The sequence below is a fragment of the Sphingomonas sp. CCH9-E2 genome (assembly GCF_001557215.1).
In the GTDB taxonomy this organism is placed as follows: Bacteria; Pseudomonadota; Alphaproteobacteria; order Sphingomonadales; family Sphingomonadaceae; genus Sphingomonas.
This window is the reverse complement of the sequence record NZ_LSJM01000280.1, coordinates 1-15,534: the sequence shown is the minus strand read 5'-3', so window position 1 is coordinate 15,534 and position 15,534 is coordinate 1. Positions and strand designations below refer to the sequence as shown.

Genomic DNA, 15,534 nt, shown 5'->3' with positions numbered 1-15,534 from the left:
ATCCCGATTGTCGCGGGCGGATCGATCGCGGGGAAGCGGATTTTCAAGGACGACAAGACGCCCGAGCCACAGCCCGAGCCGACCGCGACGGCGACCCCGGCTCCGACCGCGGCACCGGGCGATCCCAGCGCGACGCTCGCCACGCCCGAGGCGCGCGCGCTGGCGCAGCGGCTGCAGGCGTCGGCGGCTGCAGCCAGGCCTGCTGCACCCGCTTCGGCGGAGTCGGCGGCTGCATCGCTTCAGGCCTATCAGTCGCTCTGGGCCTATGTCGAGCGCCAGGTCGCGGCGCGCAAGGCGGGGGAGGCGGTGCGGTCGGTCGTGCTGGCCGACGGCGCGACGCTCGACGCGCCGCGTTATGTGCCCTGCGAGGCCAAGCCGTTCGCGATCCTGTTTGACCTCGACGAAAGCGCCGCTGGCAGCGACCCCGATGCGCGCTTCCGCCGCTGGATCGGCGATGGCAGCGATGAGGTGAGCGCGGTTCCGGGCGCGGTCGAGGGCGTCGATGCGCTGCGCCGCGAAGGCGTGCAGGCGATCTTCACCAGCGCACGGCGGCCGTCGGGCAACAATGCCGCGGCGGCGATGCTGGCCAAGATCGGCTTTGGCGAGTTCGTGCCGGGCAAGACGCTGATCCTGCGCGGCGGGGACCCGCCGATTTCCGGTGACCATGTCCGCCGCACCGTCGCCGCCAGCTATTGCGTCGTCGCGATCGTCGGCGATGCGCTGGGTGATTTCAGCGACACGTTCGATGCCGGGGACGCCGCGCGCCGCCCCGCCGCCGCGACCGAAACGATGGTCGCTCCGCTCTGGGGCGCAGGCTGGTTCCTGCTGCCCAACCCGGTGCGCAGCACCGCGACCCCGACAACCGAATTGCCCAAGGAGTAAGAGATGCCCCAAGAGAGCAAGGGCTGGACCCGCGACGAAATGGCCGCGCGCGCCGCGAAGGAATTGCAGGACGGGTTCTATGTGAACCTCGGCATCGGCATCCCGACGCTGGTCGCCAACCATATCCCCGAGGGGGTCGAGGTGACGCTGCAGTCGGAAAACGGCATGCTCGGCATCGGCCCGTTTCCGTTTGAGGGTGAGGAAGACCCAGACCTCATCAACGCCGGCAAGCAGACGATCAGCGAGTTGCCGCAATCGGTCTATTTCAGCAGCGCCGACAGCTTCGCGATGATCCGCGGCGGGCATATCGACCTGACGGTGCTGGGCGCGATGGAGATCAGCCAGACCGGCGACATCGCCAACTGGATGATCCCGGGCAAGATGATCAAGGGCATGGGCGGCGCGATGGATCTGGTCGCCGGGGTCAAGAAGATCATCGTGGTGATGGAGCATAATGCCAAGGACGGCAGCCCCAAATTCATCCCCGAATGCACGCTGCCGCTGACCGGCAAGAATGTCGTCGACATGATCATCACCGACCTGGCGGTGTTCCAGCGCGTCGACCATGACTCGCCCTTCCGCCTGATCGAACTGGCCCCCGGCGTGACCGAGGAAGAGGTCGCGGCCAAGACGACGGCGGCATATGAAGTCGCGCTGGCGACGGCGTGATGCGCCGAGACAATCCTCCCCCGCCAGGGGGAGGATTGAGCTTCAGTTCCGCCCCGCCTCACGGAACAGCGCCGCTGCAACCAGCCACAGCATGCCGAAGAACACCGTGACTCCGATCGGAAACCCCTGACCGGTCATCCAGATGTAGAGCATGACGCCGATCTGGACGATGGCGGCGAGGATCGTGGCGATGACCATGCCCCGCGCGCGAAACCCGCTCAGCGCCGACCCCGCGATCGCGACCAGCGGAGCGAGGAAGAACAGCGTATTGACCGGGTTATTCTCATTCCCCACGATCCCGACAGCCAGGTTGATCCAGGTCGTCAGGAAACACGCGGCCAGCACGATTCCCATCCCGGCGCGATAGGACCAGGTTGGGTTGGCGCGCACGGTCAGCTCCACCGCCAGCCCGACGCTGCCCAGCATCAGGAACGCGAACAGGAAATCGCCGCTGCTCCAATTGACCTCGGTCGTAAACTGCATCGCCACGGCAGGGAGGAGCAGCAGTCCCGCAATCCCGCCCCATCCGATCACCCGCCACGGGTTGCGCCACACGCCGCCAGTCTTTGCTTGTTCAACCACTTGCTTGCCTCCATGAATTGCCGATACCCCTCCATGGTCCGACTGGGCGGTGAGCGGCATGAGCAAGATCTGAGGCTTCGCTGAAATCGATATGGACCCGGTCATCTATCGCTTCGGAGGCTTCGAGCTCGACAGCACCGAGCGCCAGCTGCGCCGCGACGGCGCGGAAGTGCCGCTCAACGCGCGCTATCTCGACGCGCTGATCCTGCTGGTGCGGGAGCGCGGGCAGCTCGTCACCAAGGACCGGTTCATGGATGCGGTGTGGCGCGGCATCCCGGTGACCGACGAGGCGCTGACCCAGTGCATCCGCACGCTGCGCCGGACGCTGGGGGACGAGGCGGGCGATCCGCGCTTCATCGCGACGGTCCCCAAATTCGGTTACCGCTTCGTCGGTGCGATCGAAGGGGAGGGGGCCGCACCGCCGCTCCCGCCGACGCCGGCTCCGACGCAGCTACCGTCGGCGCAAACGCTGACATGGCAGATGGGAACGACCGGCACCGCCGGCGCGGTCGCTGCGGGTGTGGTCGGCGGACTGACCTATGGCATGCTCGGCGCGACACTGGCGGTTCCGGCACAGAGCGGGGCACTTTCCTTCGTGCTGGTGCTGGCATGCCTCACCATCGTGGTCGCAGCGATCGGCGGCGGGGCGGTCGCATTCGGCGTCGCGGCGGCAGCGCAGCGCGCCGGAGCAGGATCGCCTCTGACGATCGTCGGCGGCGCGGTAGCCGGTCTCATCGTGGGGGCGGTCGCAAAGCTGCTCGGCATCGACGCCTTCACCCTGCTGCTTGGACGCGCGCCCGAAGGGATTACCGGTGCGCCCGAAGGGCTGGCGCTGGGCGGCGCGGTCGGGCTGGCCTATTGGATCGCGGCGCGGCGCGCGGGCAGCACGAAGCGCCATGCCGCGCTCGCCGGGATGATCCTCGGCGCGGCGGCTGGCCTGATCATCGCGCTGCTCGGCGGGCGGCTGCTCGCCGGGAGCATCGACATACTGACCCAGACGATGGAGGGGGCTCGGCTGGACCTTGGCCGGATCGGCGCGCTGCTCGGCGAAACCGGCTTCGGCCTGCGCAGCCGCATCGTGACGAGCGTGGCAGAGGGCGCGCTGTTCGGCGGATTCACGGCGGCGGGGCTGTGGCGGGGGAGGGCGCGCTGATGCGCATCCTGCTCACCGGGTCGTCGGGCTGGCTTGGCCGTTTCCTGGCGCCGATGCTGCGTGCGGAGGGGCATCATGTCACTGGGCTCGACGTTGCACCCGGCACCCATACCGATGTGATCGCCAGTGTCGCGGACCCCGCCGCCATCGACCGGATCTTTGCCGAGCACAGGATCGAAACGGTCATCCATGGCGGCGCGCTGCACAAGCCCGACATCGCGCGCTATCCGAAGCAGGCGTTCGTCGACGTCAACGTCACCGGCACGCTCAACCTGCTCGAGGCGGCGGTCGCGGCGGGGCATGACCGGTTCGTCTTCACTTCCACCACCTCGCTGATGATCAGCCAGGCAATCCGCGACGAAGCGGGGGATGCAGCCGAGTGGCTCGACGAGGACAGCGGCCCGATCGAACCGCGCAACATTTACGGCGTCACCAAATATGCCGCCGAGCAACTCTGCCGCCTGTTCCATGCCGAACATGGCCTGAGCTGCATCGTCCTGCGCACCGGGCGCTTCTTCCCCGAGGATGACGACACGCACAGCCATCCGCCGGGCGAAAACCTCAAGGCGAACGAGTTGCTCCATCGCCGCCTGACGGTGGAGGACGCCGCACGGGCGCATGTCGCGGCGCTCGCCAAGGCGCCTGAGATCGGGTTCGGCACCTATATCGTGTCCGCGCCGACGCCCTTCTCACGCGATGAAGCCGCGGAGCTGAAGCGCGATGCCGCCGCCGTAATCGCACAGCATTTCCCCGATGCCGCTGCGCTCTACGCCGCGCGTGGCTGGGAACTGCCCGCGCGGATCGGGCGGGTTTATGACAGCGGGCGGATCCAGCGCGAGCTGGGCTTCTCATTCGATACCGGGTTCGCGCAGGTGCTGGATGCCTTGCGCGACGGTGCCGCACTGCCCTTTGCGCATGATGCGGGGTATGTGTCGCCACAGGAGCTCGCGCGGCAGTCGGGGTGAAGCCCCACTTCGCCTCACAAAATGTCGCCTGCGCTTGCTCCCGCGCAACAAAGGCGTAAGGGGGCGGCATCATGGCCAGCAAACCCCTCACGCTTTACGAGAAGATCTGGGCCGCGCACGTCGTCGAACGGCGTGAGGACGGCACCTGCCTCATCTATATCGACCGCCACCTCGTCCATGAGGTGACCAGCCCGCAGGCGTTCGAGGGGCTTCGTGCCAATGGCCGCCGCGTGCGCCGTCCGGACCTGACGCTGGCAGTGCCGGACCATAATCTCCCGACCACGGCACGCGTCGATGCAATGGGCCAGCGCCTGCCGATCGCCGACCATGAGAGCGCGCAGCAGCTTGCGGCGCTGGAGCGCAATGTCGCCGAATTCGGCATCGACTATTTCGGCGCGACGGCGCCGGAGCAGGGGATCGTCCATGTCGTCGGGCCGGAACAGGGCTTCACCCTGCCGGGCACGACCCTGGTGTGCGGCGATAGCCACACCTCGGCGCATGGTGCGCTCGGCGCGCTCGCCTTCGGCATCGGGACGAGCGAGGTTGAGCATGTGCTGGCGACCCAGACCTTGCTGCTCAGCCAGTCCAAGACGATGGAAATTTGCGTCGACGGGACGCTCGGCTATGGCGTCAGCGCCAAGGACGTGATCCTCGCGATCATCGGCAAGACGGGAGCGGCGGGCGGCACCGGCTATGTCGTCGAATATACCGGCGACGTGATCCGCGCCTTGTCGGTCGAGGGGCGGCTGACGGTCAGCAACATGTCGATCGAGGGCGGTGCGCGCTCCGGCCTGATTGCGCCGGATGAGACGACCTATGCCTATCTCAAGGGCCGCCCGATGGCGCCCAAGGGCGCGCAATGGGAGCAGGCGCTCGCATGGTGGCGCAGCCTGCCGAGCGATCCGGGCGCGGTGTATGATCGCGTGGTGACGTTGCAGGGCAGCGATATCGCCCCCTCGCTCACCTGGGGCACCAGTCCCGAGGATGTCGTGCCGATTACCGGCGTCGTGCCCGATCCCGACAGCTTCGCCGATCCGTCGAAGCGCGTCGCGGCGCAGAAGTCGCTCGATTATATGGGCCTGACCCCCGGCACGCGGATGCAGGACATCGCGGTCGAGAATATCTTCATCGGCAGTTGTACCAACAGCCGGATCGAGGATCTGCGCGCCGCCGCTGCGGTTGTGAACGGGCGCAAGGTTGCCGATGGCGTGCGGCAGGCGCTGATCGTCCCCGGATCGGGGCTGGTCAAGCGTCAGGCCGAGGCCGAGGGCCTCGATCGCATCTTCACCGCCGCGGGCTTTGAATGGCGTGAGCCGGGTTGTTCGATGTGTCTCGCAATGAACCCGGACAAGGTGCCGCCGGGCGAACGATGTGCTTCCACTTCCAACCGAAACTTCGTAGGACGACAGGGTCCGGGCGCCCGGACGCATCTCGTTTCGCCGGCGATGGCGGCGGCGGCGGCGGTGACCGGGCGATTGACGGACGTGCGGGACCTGATGGGGGCCCAGACGGGGGGATGACCGGTGAAGCGCGCATTGGTGGCATTGATCACGGGTACGATCCTGAGCGGCGCGGCCGCTGTCTATTCGACCGTGAGTGGCACGGTTGGCGAGGCGCGGGCAACCACGCAGGCCGTCGCGCCGGTGCGCTGAGCGCGCCGAACGCCATTATCGCATCGATCGGGCAGGCAAGCGGGCGGCGCAGCAGCGCGGCTCGTCTCGTCGTGCGCCCTCAACAGATCCGGAGCTGAACATGGACCCCGTCCGCAAGGTCGAAGGGCGCGCCTATCCGTGGGGCGCCAAGAATATCGACACCGACATCATCATCCCCGCCCATTGGCTCAAGACGATCAGCCGTGAGGGTCTGGGCAAGGGCGCATTCGAAACGGTGCGCGCGCAGCCGGGCAACATCTTCGACGATCCCGCCTATGCCGGATCGCCGATCCTGATCGCCGGCGACAATTTCGGATGCGGGTCGAGCCGCGAGCACGCCGCCTGGGCGCTCAAGGACATGGGCATCACCGCGGTGATCGCACCGAGCTATTCGGACATCTTCTCGGGCAATGCGTTCAAGAACGGCATCGTCGCGGTGGTGCTGCCGCAGGAGGCGATCGACCGGCTGATCGAAGTGGCAAAGACCGATCCGGTCACCATCGATCTCGAGACGATGACCGTCACAACCCCGTTTCAGGATCGCTTCAGCTTCGACATGGACCCGTTCCGCCGCGATTGCCTGATGCAGGGGCTGGACGAGGTCGGGCTGACACTGGCAAGAGATACCGCAATTTCGAAATATGAGTCGATGGTCGCCGATGCGCGGCCCTGGCTCAAGAGGGAGAGCGGTGATGCGGGCGTTGTTGTCGAAGGAAGTGGGCGGACCTGAAACTCTAACCATGGGTGAGCTGCCCGATCCGGTGGCGAAACCCGGTGAGGTGGTGGTCGCGGTCAAGGCCTGCGCGATCAACTTCCCCGATGTGATCATCATCGAGGACAAGTACCAGTTCAAACCCCCGCGCCCGTTCGCGCCGGGCGGCGAAATCGCCGGCGTGGTAGAGTCGGTGGGCGAGGGCGTCACCGACCTCAAGCCCGGCGACCGCGTGCTCGGCTCGACCGGCTGGAACGGCCTTGCCGAGAAGGTCGTGGTCGAACGCCGCCGCCTCTACCCGCTCCCCGACAGCAAGAGCTTCGAGCAGGGCGCGGCGCTCTTGATGACCTATGGCACCAGCATCCACGCGCTGCTCGATCGCGGGCATCTCAAGGCGGGCGACACGCTCCTGATCCTCGGCGCGGCAGGCGGCATCGGCCTGTCGGCGATCGAACTCGGCAAGGCATTCGGCGCGCGCGTCGTCGCGGCGGTGTCGAGCGACGAGAAGGCGGCGGCGGCCAGGGCGGCTGGCGCGGACGAAACCGTCGTCTATGGCCGCGCACCGTTCGACAAGGACGCTTCCAAGGCGCTGGCGGAGCAGTTCAAGGCAGCGGTCGGCCCGGACGGCGCCAACGTCATCTATGATCCGGTCGGCGGCGACTATGCCGAACCCGCGCTACGCTCGATCGCATGGGAGGGGCGCTATCTCGTCGTCGGCTTCCCAGCCGGAATCCCCAAGCTGGCGCTCAACCTGACCCTGCTCAAGAGCTGCGACGTCTGCGGCGTCTTCTGGGGCGCCTTCGCCGCGCGCGATCCACAGGCCAACGCCGCGCATGTCGATCACCTGTTCCGCCTGTGGGAAGAGGGCAAGATCAACCCGCATGTCAGCGAGGTGTTCGCGTTCGAGGACGGCGGCAAGGCAATTGCCAAGCTCGCTGACCGCGGCGCGATCGGCAAGCTGGTGGTGCGGGTGGCCGTTTAACCCCCGCCTCGCTCAGGGCAGGTCGGCGCGCTCCACCAGATAGCCATTGGCGACCGCCTCGGCCGCGCGGCGGCGGACCTTGTCCGGCGCGGCGATCAGGCCACGTTCGGTGAGCGGGCCGTCAGGCGCCCACATCGTCGCGTAGAGCTTCAGGAAGTCCTGCAGCTCGGGCATCGCGTCGAGGTGCTTCTTCTTCACATAGAGGTAGAGGCTGCGCACGCCGGGATATTTGCCATTGGCAATGTCCGCATAGGTCGGGGTCACGCTGTCGATCGGTACGCCGTGCAGCCGCGAGCGGTTCTTTTCGAGATAGGAATAGCCGACCACGCCGACTGCTTCACGATTGCCGGCCAGCCCCTCGACGATCAGATTGTCGTCCTCGCCTTTTTCGACATAGCCGCCATCCCTGCGGAGCGTGCGGCAGGCAGCGGCGAACAGCGCGGGATCGGGATTGGTCTTCAGATCCTTCGCGGCCGGGTTGGCGGCGAGGCACCCGGGTTCGAGGATCAGCTCGACGAACGCTTCGCGCGTCCCGCTCGTCGCCGGCGGACCGATCACCGTGATCGGCGTCGCGGGAAGGGCGGGATTGACGTCCTTCCACGTTTTGGCGGTGTTCGGCTTGTCCATCGGGTTCGCCGCGAGCGCGAGATAAATATCCTTGCGCGTCAGCGTCAGCTTGGGGCCGTCATTGGATTCGGCCATGGCAATGCCGTCGAGCCCGATCGGAATTTCGATGATTTCCTTGACGCCATTGGCCTGGCAGGTGTCGAATTCCTTGGCGTGCATCCGGCGCGATGCGTTGACGATGTCCGGAAACTTGCCGCCGACGCCCTCGCAAAAGCGGATCATCCCGGCGCCGGTTCCCGTCGATTCGACCACCGGCGTCCGCCGACCGTCATCCTGTTCGACAAAGGTCGTGGCGACTGCCTTGGTAAAGGGCAGCACGGTCGACGATCCGACCACCGTGACCGCGCGCGTCGAGGTGCCATCGCATGAAGCGAGCGTCACCGACGCGAGCGTGAGCAAACCAAGCCGTTTGAGCATCGCCGTTCCTCCCCATCCCAACGCGCACAGGGGGAGCGCCAACAGCCGCATCCGCCACGCTCCTTGTCGGCGCGCTGCGTTACCCGCGTGTGACAGGGGAGAGTGGGGATGGAGCTGGGTGCCGCGCGCGGACCGTCAGCCCTTGGGTGCCTGCCGCCGCGCCATGAATGCCAGCCGTTCGAACAGCATCACGTCCTGTTCGTTCTTGAGCAGCGCGCCGTGCAGCGGCGGGATCGCCTTGCTGGGATCGCGCGATTGCAGCACGTCGAGCGGCATGTCCTCGTGCAGCAGCAGCTTGAGCCAGTCGAGCAGCTCGCTGGTGCTCGGCTTTTTCTTCAGCCCCGGCACTTCGCGGATGTCGTAGAAGATATCCATCGCCTTGCTCACCAGGATCTTCTGGATGCCGGGGAAATGGACGTCGATGATCGCCTGCATCGTCGCACGATCGGGGAACTTGATATAGTGGAAGAAGCAGCGGCGCAGGAACGCGTCGGGCAGCTCCTTCTCGTTGTTCGACGTGATCACCACGATCGGCCGCTCGGCGGCGCGGACCGTTTCGCCGGTCTCGTAGACATGGAATTCCATGCGATCGAGCTCGTGGAGCAGGTCGTTCGGAAATTCGATATCGGCCTTGTCGATCTCGTCGATCAGCAGCACGGGGAGCTGGGGCGAGGTGAACGCCTCCCACAGCTTCCCCTTTCGGATATAGTTGGAAATCTCATGGACACGCGGGTCGCCGAGCTGGCCGTCGCGCAGCCGCGCCACCGCGTCATATTCATACAGGCCCTGATGCGCCTTGGTCGTGGATTTGACGTTCCATTCGATCAGCGGCGCGCCGACCGCCTTGGCGATTTCATAGGCCAAGACCGTCTTGCCCGTGCCCGGCTCACCCTTGACCAGCAGTGGGCGGCGCAGTGTGACCGCGGCGTTGACCGCGACCTTCAGATCGTCGGTTGCGACATAATCCTGCGTGCCTTCGAAGCGCATTTCCGTCCCCGGTCAGATTGGAAGATCGGGTATGGCCTAGCGGGGAAAGGCGGCGCGGCGCAAGCGGGGAGTGGGGGTCAGTCCTGCCCGCGGGCCGAAGCGCGGGCTTCGAGCAGGTCGATCAGGCCGCGATGCTGCGCCAGCATCTGCTGCGCCCCGAACACCATCGCGCGCTCGACCGGCAAGGTGCCCGCGAGAACGTCGATCACCGTTGCGGTCTCGAACGCGGGCGGCAGCTGGCTTTGGGGCGGATCGATCCCGAGCCGCCCGGCGAGCAGGTCCAGCACCGAGCGAATCGCCGGCCAGTCGAGCGCCAGCGCGATCGCGGTGCCATCGGCGCAGCCATTGCGGTCGGACTGGGCGAGCATGTCGAGCGCATGGCGCTGCGCCGTGACCGCGGCCTCGGATGCGGCCTGACCCGGCGTGCTCGGCATCGGCCCTGCCGCGGCGACGATGCGGACGAGATAGGCCCGCTCGGCGGCAAACCCGCGCGTCGCCTGCGCCAGCCACTCGGTGGACGCGGGTTGGCGCGATTGGGCGGCGGCCTGTTCGAACAGATCGGGATGGCGGGCGTGGAGCAGGCAAATCTGATGCGCCAGGTCGCCCAGGTCGCGCAGCGGCACCACGCCGCTGGTCAGCCGGGCCAGATACGGGTGCGTCGCGCTGCCATCGGCGGCGACCAGCGCGGTCAGCGTGCCCGACGCACCGCTCAGTCCTGCGCTCCGAACCGTCTCGAGTGGCATAATATCCCGCCCAGCAATCGCGCCGGCCCATCCGGCATCTCTGAAAAGTCGCTTTGCCCCACAGGTTTATACCGAAGCGCGTAAAGACGTGGTTGACCGCGCGTTAAGGGATCGTTCGCGGATTGGGCGGTCGAAAAAGGGGCCGGATTGGGTAAATCCGGCCCCTCATTTCAACGATCTGGTCGAGGCTCAGCGGCGCGCGGGCGGGGCCGCTGCCGCCGCGTCGTCAGGCAGGCCACCCAGCTGGTAGACCAGCTTGGTATAGGCATCGAGATAGGCAAGGACGATCACCTGGCCGATTTCGGTGTTCTGATAGCCGCTGCCGCCGGCCGCGGCGAACCCGCCCCACCAGCCGCTTGCCGCGCCACCGCCGAAACCGACATCGGTCTTGCGGGCATAGCCCTCGGTCAGTGCTTTTTCCTCGGTCGTGCGCGCATCGACCATCGACAGGGTGACGCTCGCTTCCTTCTTGCTGATCTTCATGCCGCCCGCGAGCGCGCCGACGCCACCAAGGATGCCGCCGCGACGACCCAGCAGGCCACCGATCGCGCCACCGACCGCGCTGCCGCCCGAATCCTTGTTCGACGAGACAATGTCGGGCTGAAGGAAATAATCGGCGGTGCGCACCTGGCCCTTGCCGACATTTTGGCCGGGCTGCATCTCGCCCTGTTCCTGCAGCGCGCGTTCCATCGCGCGGCTCTGCATCGCGCGGCCGCGGTTGACGATGGTGAAGCAGCCCGACTGCTGGACGAAGACCTTGAGGATGGCCTCCGGGCTCCCGAGGTTCAGCTCGCGCCACCATTGATTGTCGGGTTCGACGATGGCGACGGTGCCGAGATTTTTGGTGCAGCGCGGGATATCGCGCTGCCCGCGCTCCTGATCGCGGCGGCCCGACGATGCGCCCTTGGTCGTACCGTCCTTATAGGTCTTGCCGGACGAGCTGGTTGCGGTCTGCGCGGAAGCGGCGATCGGCCCTGCCGCCATCGAGGCGAGCGCGGTGGCAGCGATCAGATTGCGGACAAGACGCATGGACTATTCCTCCCATTCAGGGGCGTTCTGCCCCAAAAATCCGTGGTAACGGTGCAACAGCACCCTTTCGCCTTCAACTGACACGCTCTGACACGAGGCACCCCCGGTCCCCATCGGGGTCATATCGCATCCGTCATGGCTGCGCATCGGGAAAAGTGCCGCGCGAAGCGAAGTTGGCTCAGGGCGTGACGACGACCCGGTCGGTCTTTCCCGCGGTGACCGTCCAGACATCGCCGAAATCCTCATGCTTGAGGTCGGCGGGACGCGCGCCGCCCAGCGTCTCGACGATATCGGGAACGGTATTGCTGTGCCCGACGATCAGCACCGGGCAGGGCGACGCCTTGGCGCGCGCGACCGCGCCGGCGGTATCGGCGGCGTCATAGCTTTGCAGCGCGATGCCCCGGCTGGCGGCGAGCGGGGCGACGGTCTGGCGGGTGCGCTGATATTGGGTCACCAAAATCGCGCACAGCCGCTTGCCCCGGAACCAGCGCGCCAGCGCCTCCGCGCGCGCCGCGCCCTGTGGCAGCAGGTTCGGGTCTTTCTCCCCCTTCGGCGTGTCGAAATGGCGGACGACATAGGTCGTTGGCCCGGCCGCCGCCGCGGGCAGGGCGAGCGAACAGGCAAGGGCGAGGAGAATGGTGCGCATCGCGTCAGTCTGGCCCCACACACCATCTTCCGCAAGTGCGCGCCCCCTGCTACGCGCGCGGGTTATGGCAACCGACATTTCCCGTATCCGCAATTTTTCGATCATCGCGCATATCGACCATGGCAAGTCGACCCTGGCCGATCGCCTCATCCAACGCACCGGCGGCCTCACCGCGCGTGAGATGTCCGAGCAGGTGCTCGACAATATGGACATCGAAAAGGAACGCGGCATCACGATCAAGGCGCAGACCGTGCGCCTCGACTGGAAGGCGGCGGACGGCAAGGATTATGTCCTCAACCTGATGGACACGCCGGGCCATGTCGACTTCGCCTATGAGGTCAGCCGGTCGCTCGCTGCGTGCGAAGGCGCGCTGCTGGTGGTCGATGCGGCGCAGGGGGTCGAGGCGCAGACGCTCGCCAACGTCTATCAGTCGATCGAGCACGACCATGAAATCGTGCCGGTGATCAACAAGATCGACCTGCCGTCCGCCGAGCCGGAAAAGGTGCGCAACGAGATCGAGGAGGTGATCGGCATCGACGCCTCTGGCGCGGTGCTCGCCTCGGCCAAGTCGGGCATCGGCATCGACGAGATCCTGAACGCGGTGTGCGAGCGCATTCCGGCACCCAAGGGCGACCCCGATGCGCCGCTCAAGGCGATGCTGGTCGACAGCTGGTACGACCCCTATCTCGGCGTCGTCATCCTGATCCGCGTGATCGACGGCACGATCAAGAAGGGTCAGCAGGTCAAGTTCATGCAGAGCGGCACCACGCATCTGGTGGACCGCGTCGGCTGTTTCCGGCCCAAGATCGAGCAGCTTGCCGACCTTGGCCCGGGCGAAATCGGCTTCATCACCGCGCAGATCAAGGAAGTGGCGCAGGCGCGCGTCGGCGACACGCTGACCGACGCCAAGCGCCCCGCCACCGAAGCACTGCCGGGCTTCAAGGAAGTCCAGTCGGTGGTGTTCTGCGGCCTGTTCCCGGTCGACGCCAACGACTTCGAAAAGCTGCGTGAGAGCATCAGCAAGCTGCGCCTCAACGATGCGTCGTTCAGCTTCGAGATGGAAACCAGCGCCGCGCTCGGCTTCGGCTTCCGCTGCGGCTTCCTCGGTCTTTTGCACCTGGAGATCATCCAGGAGCGGCTGATGCGCGAATATGACCTCGACCTCATCACCACCGCGCCGTCGGTGGTGTATCAGATCGAGCTGACCCATGGCGGCGGGCATATCGAGCTGCACAACCCCGCCGACATGCCCGACCCCAACAAGATCGAAAGCATCGCCGAACCGTGGATTCAGGCGGTGATCTACGTCCCCGACGAATATCTCGGATCGATCCTGAAACTGTGTCAGGATCGCCGCGGCATTCAGAAGAACCTGACCTATGTCGGCGGCCGCGCGCAGGTGACCTACGAACTGCCGCTCAACGAGGTCGTGTTCGACTTCTACGACCGCCTGAAGTCGCTGTCGAAGGGCTATGCCAGCTTCGACTATGAACAGATCGGCTATCGCGAGGGCGACCTGGTCAAGATGGGCATCCTGGTCAACGAAGAGCCGGTCGACGCGCTCAGCATGATCGTCCACCGCTCGACCGCCGAGGCACGCGGCCGCGGCATGTGTGAGCGGCTCAAGGAACTGATCCCGCGCCATTTGTTCAAGATCCCGATCCAGGCGGCGATCGGCGGCAAGGTGATCGCGCGCGAGACGATCAGCGCGATGCGCAAGGACGTGACCGCCAAATGCTATGGCGGCGACGCGACGCGCAAGCGCAAGCTCCTGGAAAAGCAGAAAAAGGGCAAGGCGAAGATGCGCGAGTACGGCTCGGTCAGCATCCCGCAGGAAGCCTTCATCGCCGCGCTGCGGATGGGCGAGGAGTAGGGCCCACTTTTTTGGAGGGGCAGTCAGCCTGCATCGCCGCCGCTTCAATCCTCCCCCGCCAGGGGGGGCAGCGCGCAGCGCTGACGGAGGGGGAGGAAGCCGGACGGTCGAGAGGGTGCAGCCGTCCTCCCCCTCCGACGCCTTCGGCGCCACCTCCCCTTGCGGGGGAGGATTATAGTCGGTGAACGCCCGCCTTACTTCCCGGCAGGTTGCTCCAACCACCCGCCCTTGAACCCCGCACGCTCCAGCCCGCGGCGAATATGCGGGTTCTTGCGCATCGTCTTCCAGATCAGGCCGCTGCGATGGTTCTCCAGCATCGCCAGGATCGGGCCCTGATCGATCCCCAGATAGTCGCGCGCAAACCACCCATCCTTGGCATCGACCACGCCGTCGCGGCTGCCGGCATCGGTGAAGGTGTAGCTGGGGTTGAACGCGTCCTTGAACCCGTAACGCTGGTACAGCTTGTCCCCGTACTTGGCGCGCATCGCCTTCAGCGCGGGCAGGGCGATTTCGGGCGCGAACGCCACCGATCCGCCCGCAGCCGTCGGCACGATCGTGCCGTCGTCCACGATGCGGTAGCTGCTCACGCCACGCGCGGAATAGCCCTGAAACTCACGGGCCTTGCCGTTGACGACGCGCCCATTGGCCCCGCCGCCCGGACCGTCCGACGCGGTCCAGCCCCAGATGTCGCCCGAATAGCCGGTCCATTTGTTCGGATTGTCGATGCCATAAGCGCGCTGCGCCAGCGTCGCGCGGCGGCTATTCTCGAAATAATCGATGCCCTTGCCGGCCATGAACGCGTCCTGGATGCCGCGGAAATCGACCCAGACATGGCTGTACTGATGGCCGAACAGCGGCTCGAACTGCAGATGCTCCTGCCCGTAATAGCTGCCCCAGCTCTTGCCGAGCTTGCCCGACCAGCCGGTATCCCACGCATCCTTGCCGACCGGATGCGTCGGCGACCCGAGCGCGAGGATATAGACCAGCATCCCCTCGTCATAGCCGACCCAGTCATGCGTCCCGAAGTCGCCGCCAGTGCCGCGCTCGGGATACCATCCCATCGCGATCGCCTTGCCGCCGGTGCTGTTGGCCGAGGGGATTTTGCTGCGCTCACGCTGGACGAAGGTCCAGTCGACGCGGCCATAGATCTTCTCCGCCAGGTCGCGGATCGCCGCCTCGGTCGGATCGTCGCGGTCGAAATAGCTTTGCGCGAACAGCACGCCGCCCAGCAGCAGCGTGGTGTCGACCGTCGACAGCTCGGTATTGCGGTACCGCGTGCCATCCCCGTTCTTGAGGAAATGGTAGAAAAAGCCCATATGCCCCGCGGTGCCGCTGACCCCCGGGCCCTGCGGCGCATTCCAGTAGAATTCCATGCATTTGCGCGTCCGCTCGGCTGCCGCCTGCCGCGTCACATAGCCGCGCTCGGCCCCGATGCCATAGGCGGTCAGCGCAAAGCCCGTCGCGGCGATGCTGGAAAAGGGGTTGGACGGCCAGCGATCCGGCGCGAGGCAGGTCTCGACGCTGGTCGTCTCCCAGAAATAGTCGAAGGTGCGGCGGGAGAGATCCTCGACGAACGCGTCCTGCTCCGCACGCGGGGCGGCGGCAGGGGCGGGGG

The 15,534-nt window shown here is 66.4% G+C and carries 15 protein-coding genes; 8 read left to right on the top strand and 7 right to left on the bottom strand.

The window, feature by feature from the left end; genetic code table 11:
• Both AX681_RS13135 and AX681_RS13130 read left to right on the top strand, forming a co-directional pair.
• Positions 1-882: HAD family acid phosphatase (locus tag AX681_RS13135; RefSeq protein ID WP_066682389.1), on the top strand; the 882-nt coding region annotated here is incomplete at its 5' end.
• Between the two features lie 3 nt (positions 883-885).
• Complete coding sequence (locus AX681_RS13130; RefSeq protein ID WP_066655801.1) at positions 886-1,551, top strand: CoA transferase subunit B; 666 nt, start codon at positions 886-888, stop codon at positions 1,549-1,551.
• 42 nt (positions 1,552-1,593) lie between these two features.
• Here AX681_RS13130 and AX681_RS13125 read toward each other — a convergent pair whose 3' ends face one another.
• Positions 1,594-2,133 (bottom strand): hypothetical protein, encoded by a 540-nt coding sequence (locus AX681_RS13125; protein WP_066655833.1) that lies wholly within the window; start codon positions 2,131-2,133, stop codon positions 1,594-1,596.
• 91 nt (positions 2,134-2,224) lie between these two features.
• Here AX681_RS13125 and AX681_RS13120 point away from each other — a divergent pair, with 91 nt between their 5' ends.
• The 5 genes from AX681_RS13120 (at position 2,225) to AX681_RS13100 (ending at position 7,597) form a co-directional block, all read left to right on the top strand.
• A complete protein-coding gene (locus AX681_RS13120) occupies positions 2,225-3,286 on the top strand; it encodes a winged helix-turn-helix domain-containing protein (protein ID WP_066655803.1) in 1,062 nt (353 codons plus the stop codon).
• Positions 3,286-4,251, top strand: coding sequence for an NAD-dependent epimerase/dehydratase family protein (locus AX681_RS13115; RefSeq protein ID WP_066655842.1), 966 nt, complete (start codon positions 3,286-3,288; stop codon positions 4,249-4,251). Before AX681_RS13120 ends, AX681_RS13115 begins: the two co-directional genes overlap by 1 nt.
• 71 nt (positions 4,252-4,322) lie before the next feature.
• A complete protein-coding gene (gene leuC / locus AX681_RS13110) occupies positions 4,323-5,771 on the top strand; it encodes a 3-isopropylmalate dehydratase large subunit (protein ID WP_066655806.1) in 1,449 nt (482 codons plus the stop codon).
• Between the two features lie 232 nt (positions 5,772-6,003).
• Complete coding sequence (leuD, locus tag AX681_RS13105) at positions 6,004-6,633, top strand: 3-isopropylmalate dehydratase small subunit (RefSeq protein ID WP_066655807.1); 630 nt, start codon at positions 6,004-6,006, stop codon at positions 6,631-6,633.
• On the top strand, positions 6,596-7,597 hold the full coding sequence (locus AX681_RS13100) for an NADPH:quinone oxidoreductase family protein (RefSeq protein ID WP_197421782.1): 1,002 nt from the start codon (positions 6,596-6,598) through the stop codon (positions 7,595-7,597). Before leuD ends, AX681_RS13100 begins: the two co-directional genes overlap by 38 nt.
• Before the next feature lie 12 nt (positions 7,598-7,609).
• On the opposite strand, the gene AX681_RS13095 is transcribed toward AX681_RS13100, so the two are convergent.
• The 5 genes from AX681_RS13095 to AX681_RS13075 all read right to left on the bottom strand — a co-directional run bounded on the left by AX681_RS13095 (position 7,610) and on the right by AX681_RS13075 (position 12,046).
• Positions 7,610-8,641 (bottom strand): substrate-binding domain-containing protein, encoded by a 1,032-nt coding sequence (locus AX681_RS13095; protein WP_066655810.1) that lies wholly within the window; start codon positions 8,639-8,641, stop codon positions 7,610-7,612.
• A 135-nt stretch (positions 8,642-8,776) separates the two neighbouring features.
• The gene (locus AX681_RS13090) at positions 8,777-9,628 is read right to left on the bottom strand and encodes an AAA family ATPase (protein WP_066655812.1); all 852 of its coding nucleotides are present in this window, start codon (positions 9,626-9,628) and stop codon (positions 8,777-8,779) included.
• A gap of 77 nt (positions 9,629-9,705) precedes the next feature.
• A complete protein-coding gene (locus AX681_RS13085) occupies positions 9,706-10,371 on the bottom strand; it encodes a DUF6975 family protein (RefSeq protein ID WP_066655813.1) in 666 nt (221 codons plus the stop codon).
• Between the two features lie 189 nt (positions 10,372-10,560).
• Positions 10,561-11,400 (bottom strand): CsgG/HfaB family protein, encoded by an 840-nt coding sequence (locus AX681_RS13080; RefSeq protein ID WP_066655814.1) that lies wholly within the window; start codon positions 11,398-11,400, stop codon positions 10,561-10,563.
• Positions 11,401-11,578: 178 nt separating this feature from the next.
• A complete protein-coding gene (locus AX681_RS13075) occupies positions 11,579-12,046 on the bottom strand; it encodes a SixA phosphatase family protein (protein WP_066655821.1) in 468 nt (155 codons plus the stop codon).
• Positions 12,047-12,110: 64 nt separating this feature from the next.
• Here AX681_RS13075 and lepA point away from each other — a divergent pair, with 64 nt between their 5' ends.
• On the top strand, positions 12,111-13,919 hold the full coding sequence (gene lepA / locus AX681_RS13070; RefSeq protein WP_066655823.1) for a translation elongation factor 4: 1,809 nt from the start codon (positions 12,111-12,113) through the stop codon (positions 13,917-13,919).
• A 194-nt stretch (positions 13,920-14,113) separates the two neighbouring features.
• On the opposite strand, the gene AX681_RS13065 is transcribed toward lepA, so the two are convergent.
• Positions 14,114-15,534: glucoamylase family protein (locus AX681_RS13065; protein ID WP_066655825.1), on the bottom strand; the 1,421-nt coding region annotated here is incomplete at its 5' end.

What these genes read in the sequence shown, in the direction of transcription:
- AX681_RS13130 (WP_066655801.1), top strand. Translation starts at nt 886, where the DNA reads ATGCCCCAAGAGAGCAAGGGCTGGACCCGCGACGAAATGGCCGCGCGC.
- AX681_RS13120 (WP_066655803.1), top strand. Translation starts at nt 2,225, where the DNA reads ATGGACCCGGTCATCTATCGCTTCGGAGGCTTCGAGCTCGACAGCACC.
- AX681_RS13115 (WP_066655842.1), top strand. Translation starts at nt 3,286, where the DNA reads ATGCGCATCCTGCTCACCGGGTCGTCGGGCTGGCTTGGCCGTTTCCTG.
- leuC (WP_066655806.1), top strand. Translation starts at nt 4,323, where the DNA reads ATGGCCAGCAAACCCCTCACGCTTTACGAGAAGATCTGGGCCGCGCAC.
- leuD (WP_066655807.1), top strand. Translation starts at nt 6,004, where the DNA reads ATGGACCCCGTCCGCAAGGTCGAAGGGCGCGCCTATCCGTGGGGCGCC.
- AX681_RS13100 (WP_197421782.1), top strand. Translation starts at nt 6,596, where the DNA reads ATGCGGGCGTTGTTGTCGAAGGAAGTGGGCGGACCTGAAACTCTAACC.
- AX681_RS13095 (WP_066655810.1), bottom strand. Translation starts at nt 8,641, where the DNA reads ATGCTCAAACGGCTTGGTTTGCTCACGCTCGCGTCGGTGACGCTCGCT.
- AX681_RS13090 (WP_066655812.1), bottom strand. Translation starts at nt 9,628, where the DNA reads ATGCGCTTCGAAGGCACGCAGGATTATGTCGCAACCGACGATCTGAAG.
- AX681_RS13085 (WP_066655813.1), bottom strand. Translation starts at nt 10,371, where the DNA reads ATGCCACTCGAGACGGTTCGGAGCGCAGGACTGAGCGGTGCGTCGGGC.
- AX681_RS13080 (WP_066655814.1), bottom strand. Translation starts at nt 11,400, where the DNA reads ATGCGTCTTGTCCGCAATCTGATCGCTGCCACCGCGCTCGCCTCGATG.
- AX681_RS13075 (WP_066655821.1), bottom strand. Translation starts at nt 12,046, where the DNA reads ATGCGCACCATTCTCCTCGCCCTTGCCTGTTCGCTCGCCCTGCCCGCG.
- lepA (WP_066655823.1), top strand. Translation starts at nt 12,111, where the DNA reads ATGGCAACCGACATTTCCCGTATCCGCAATTTTTCGATCATCGCGCAT.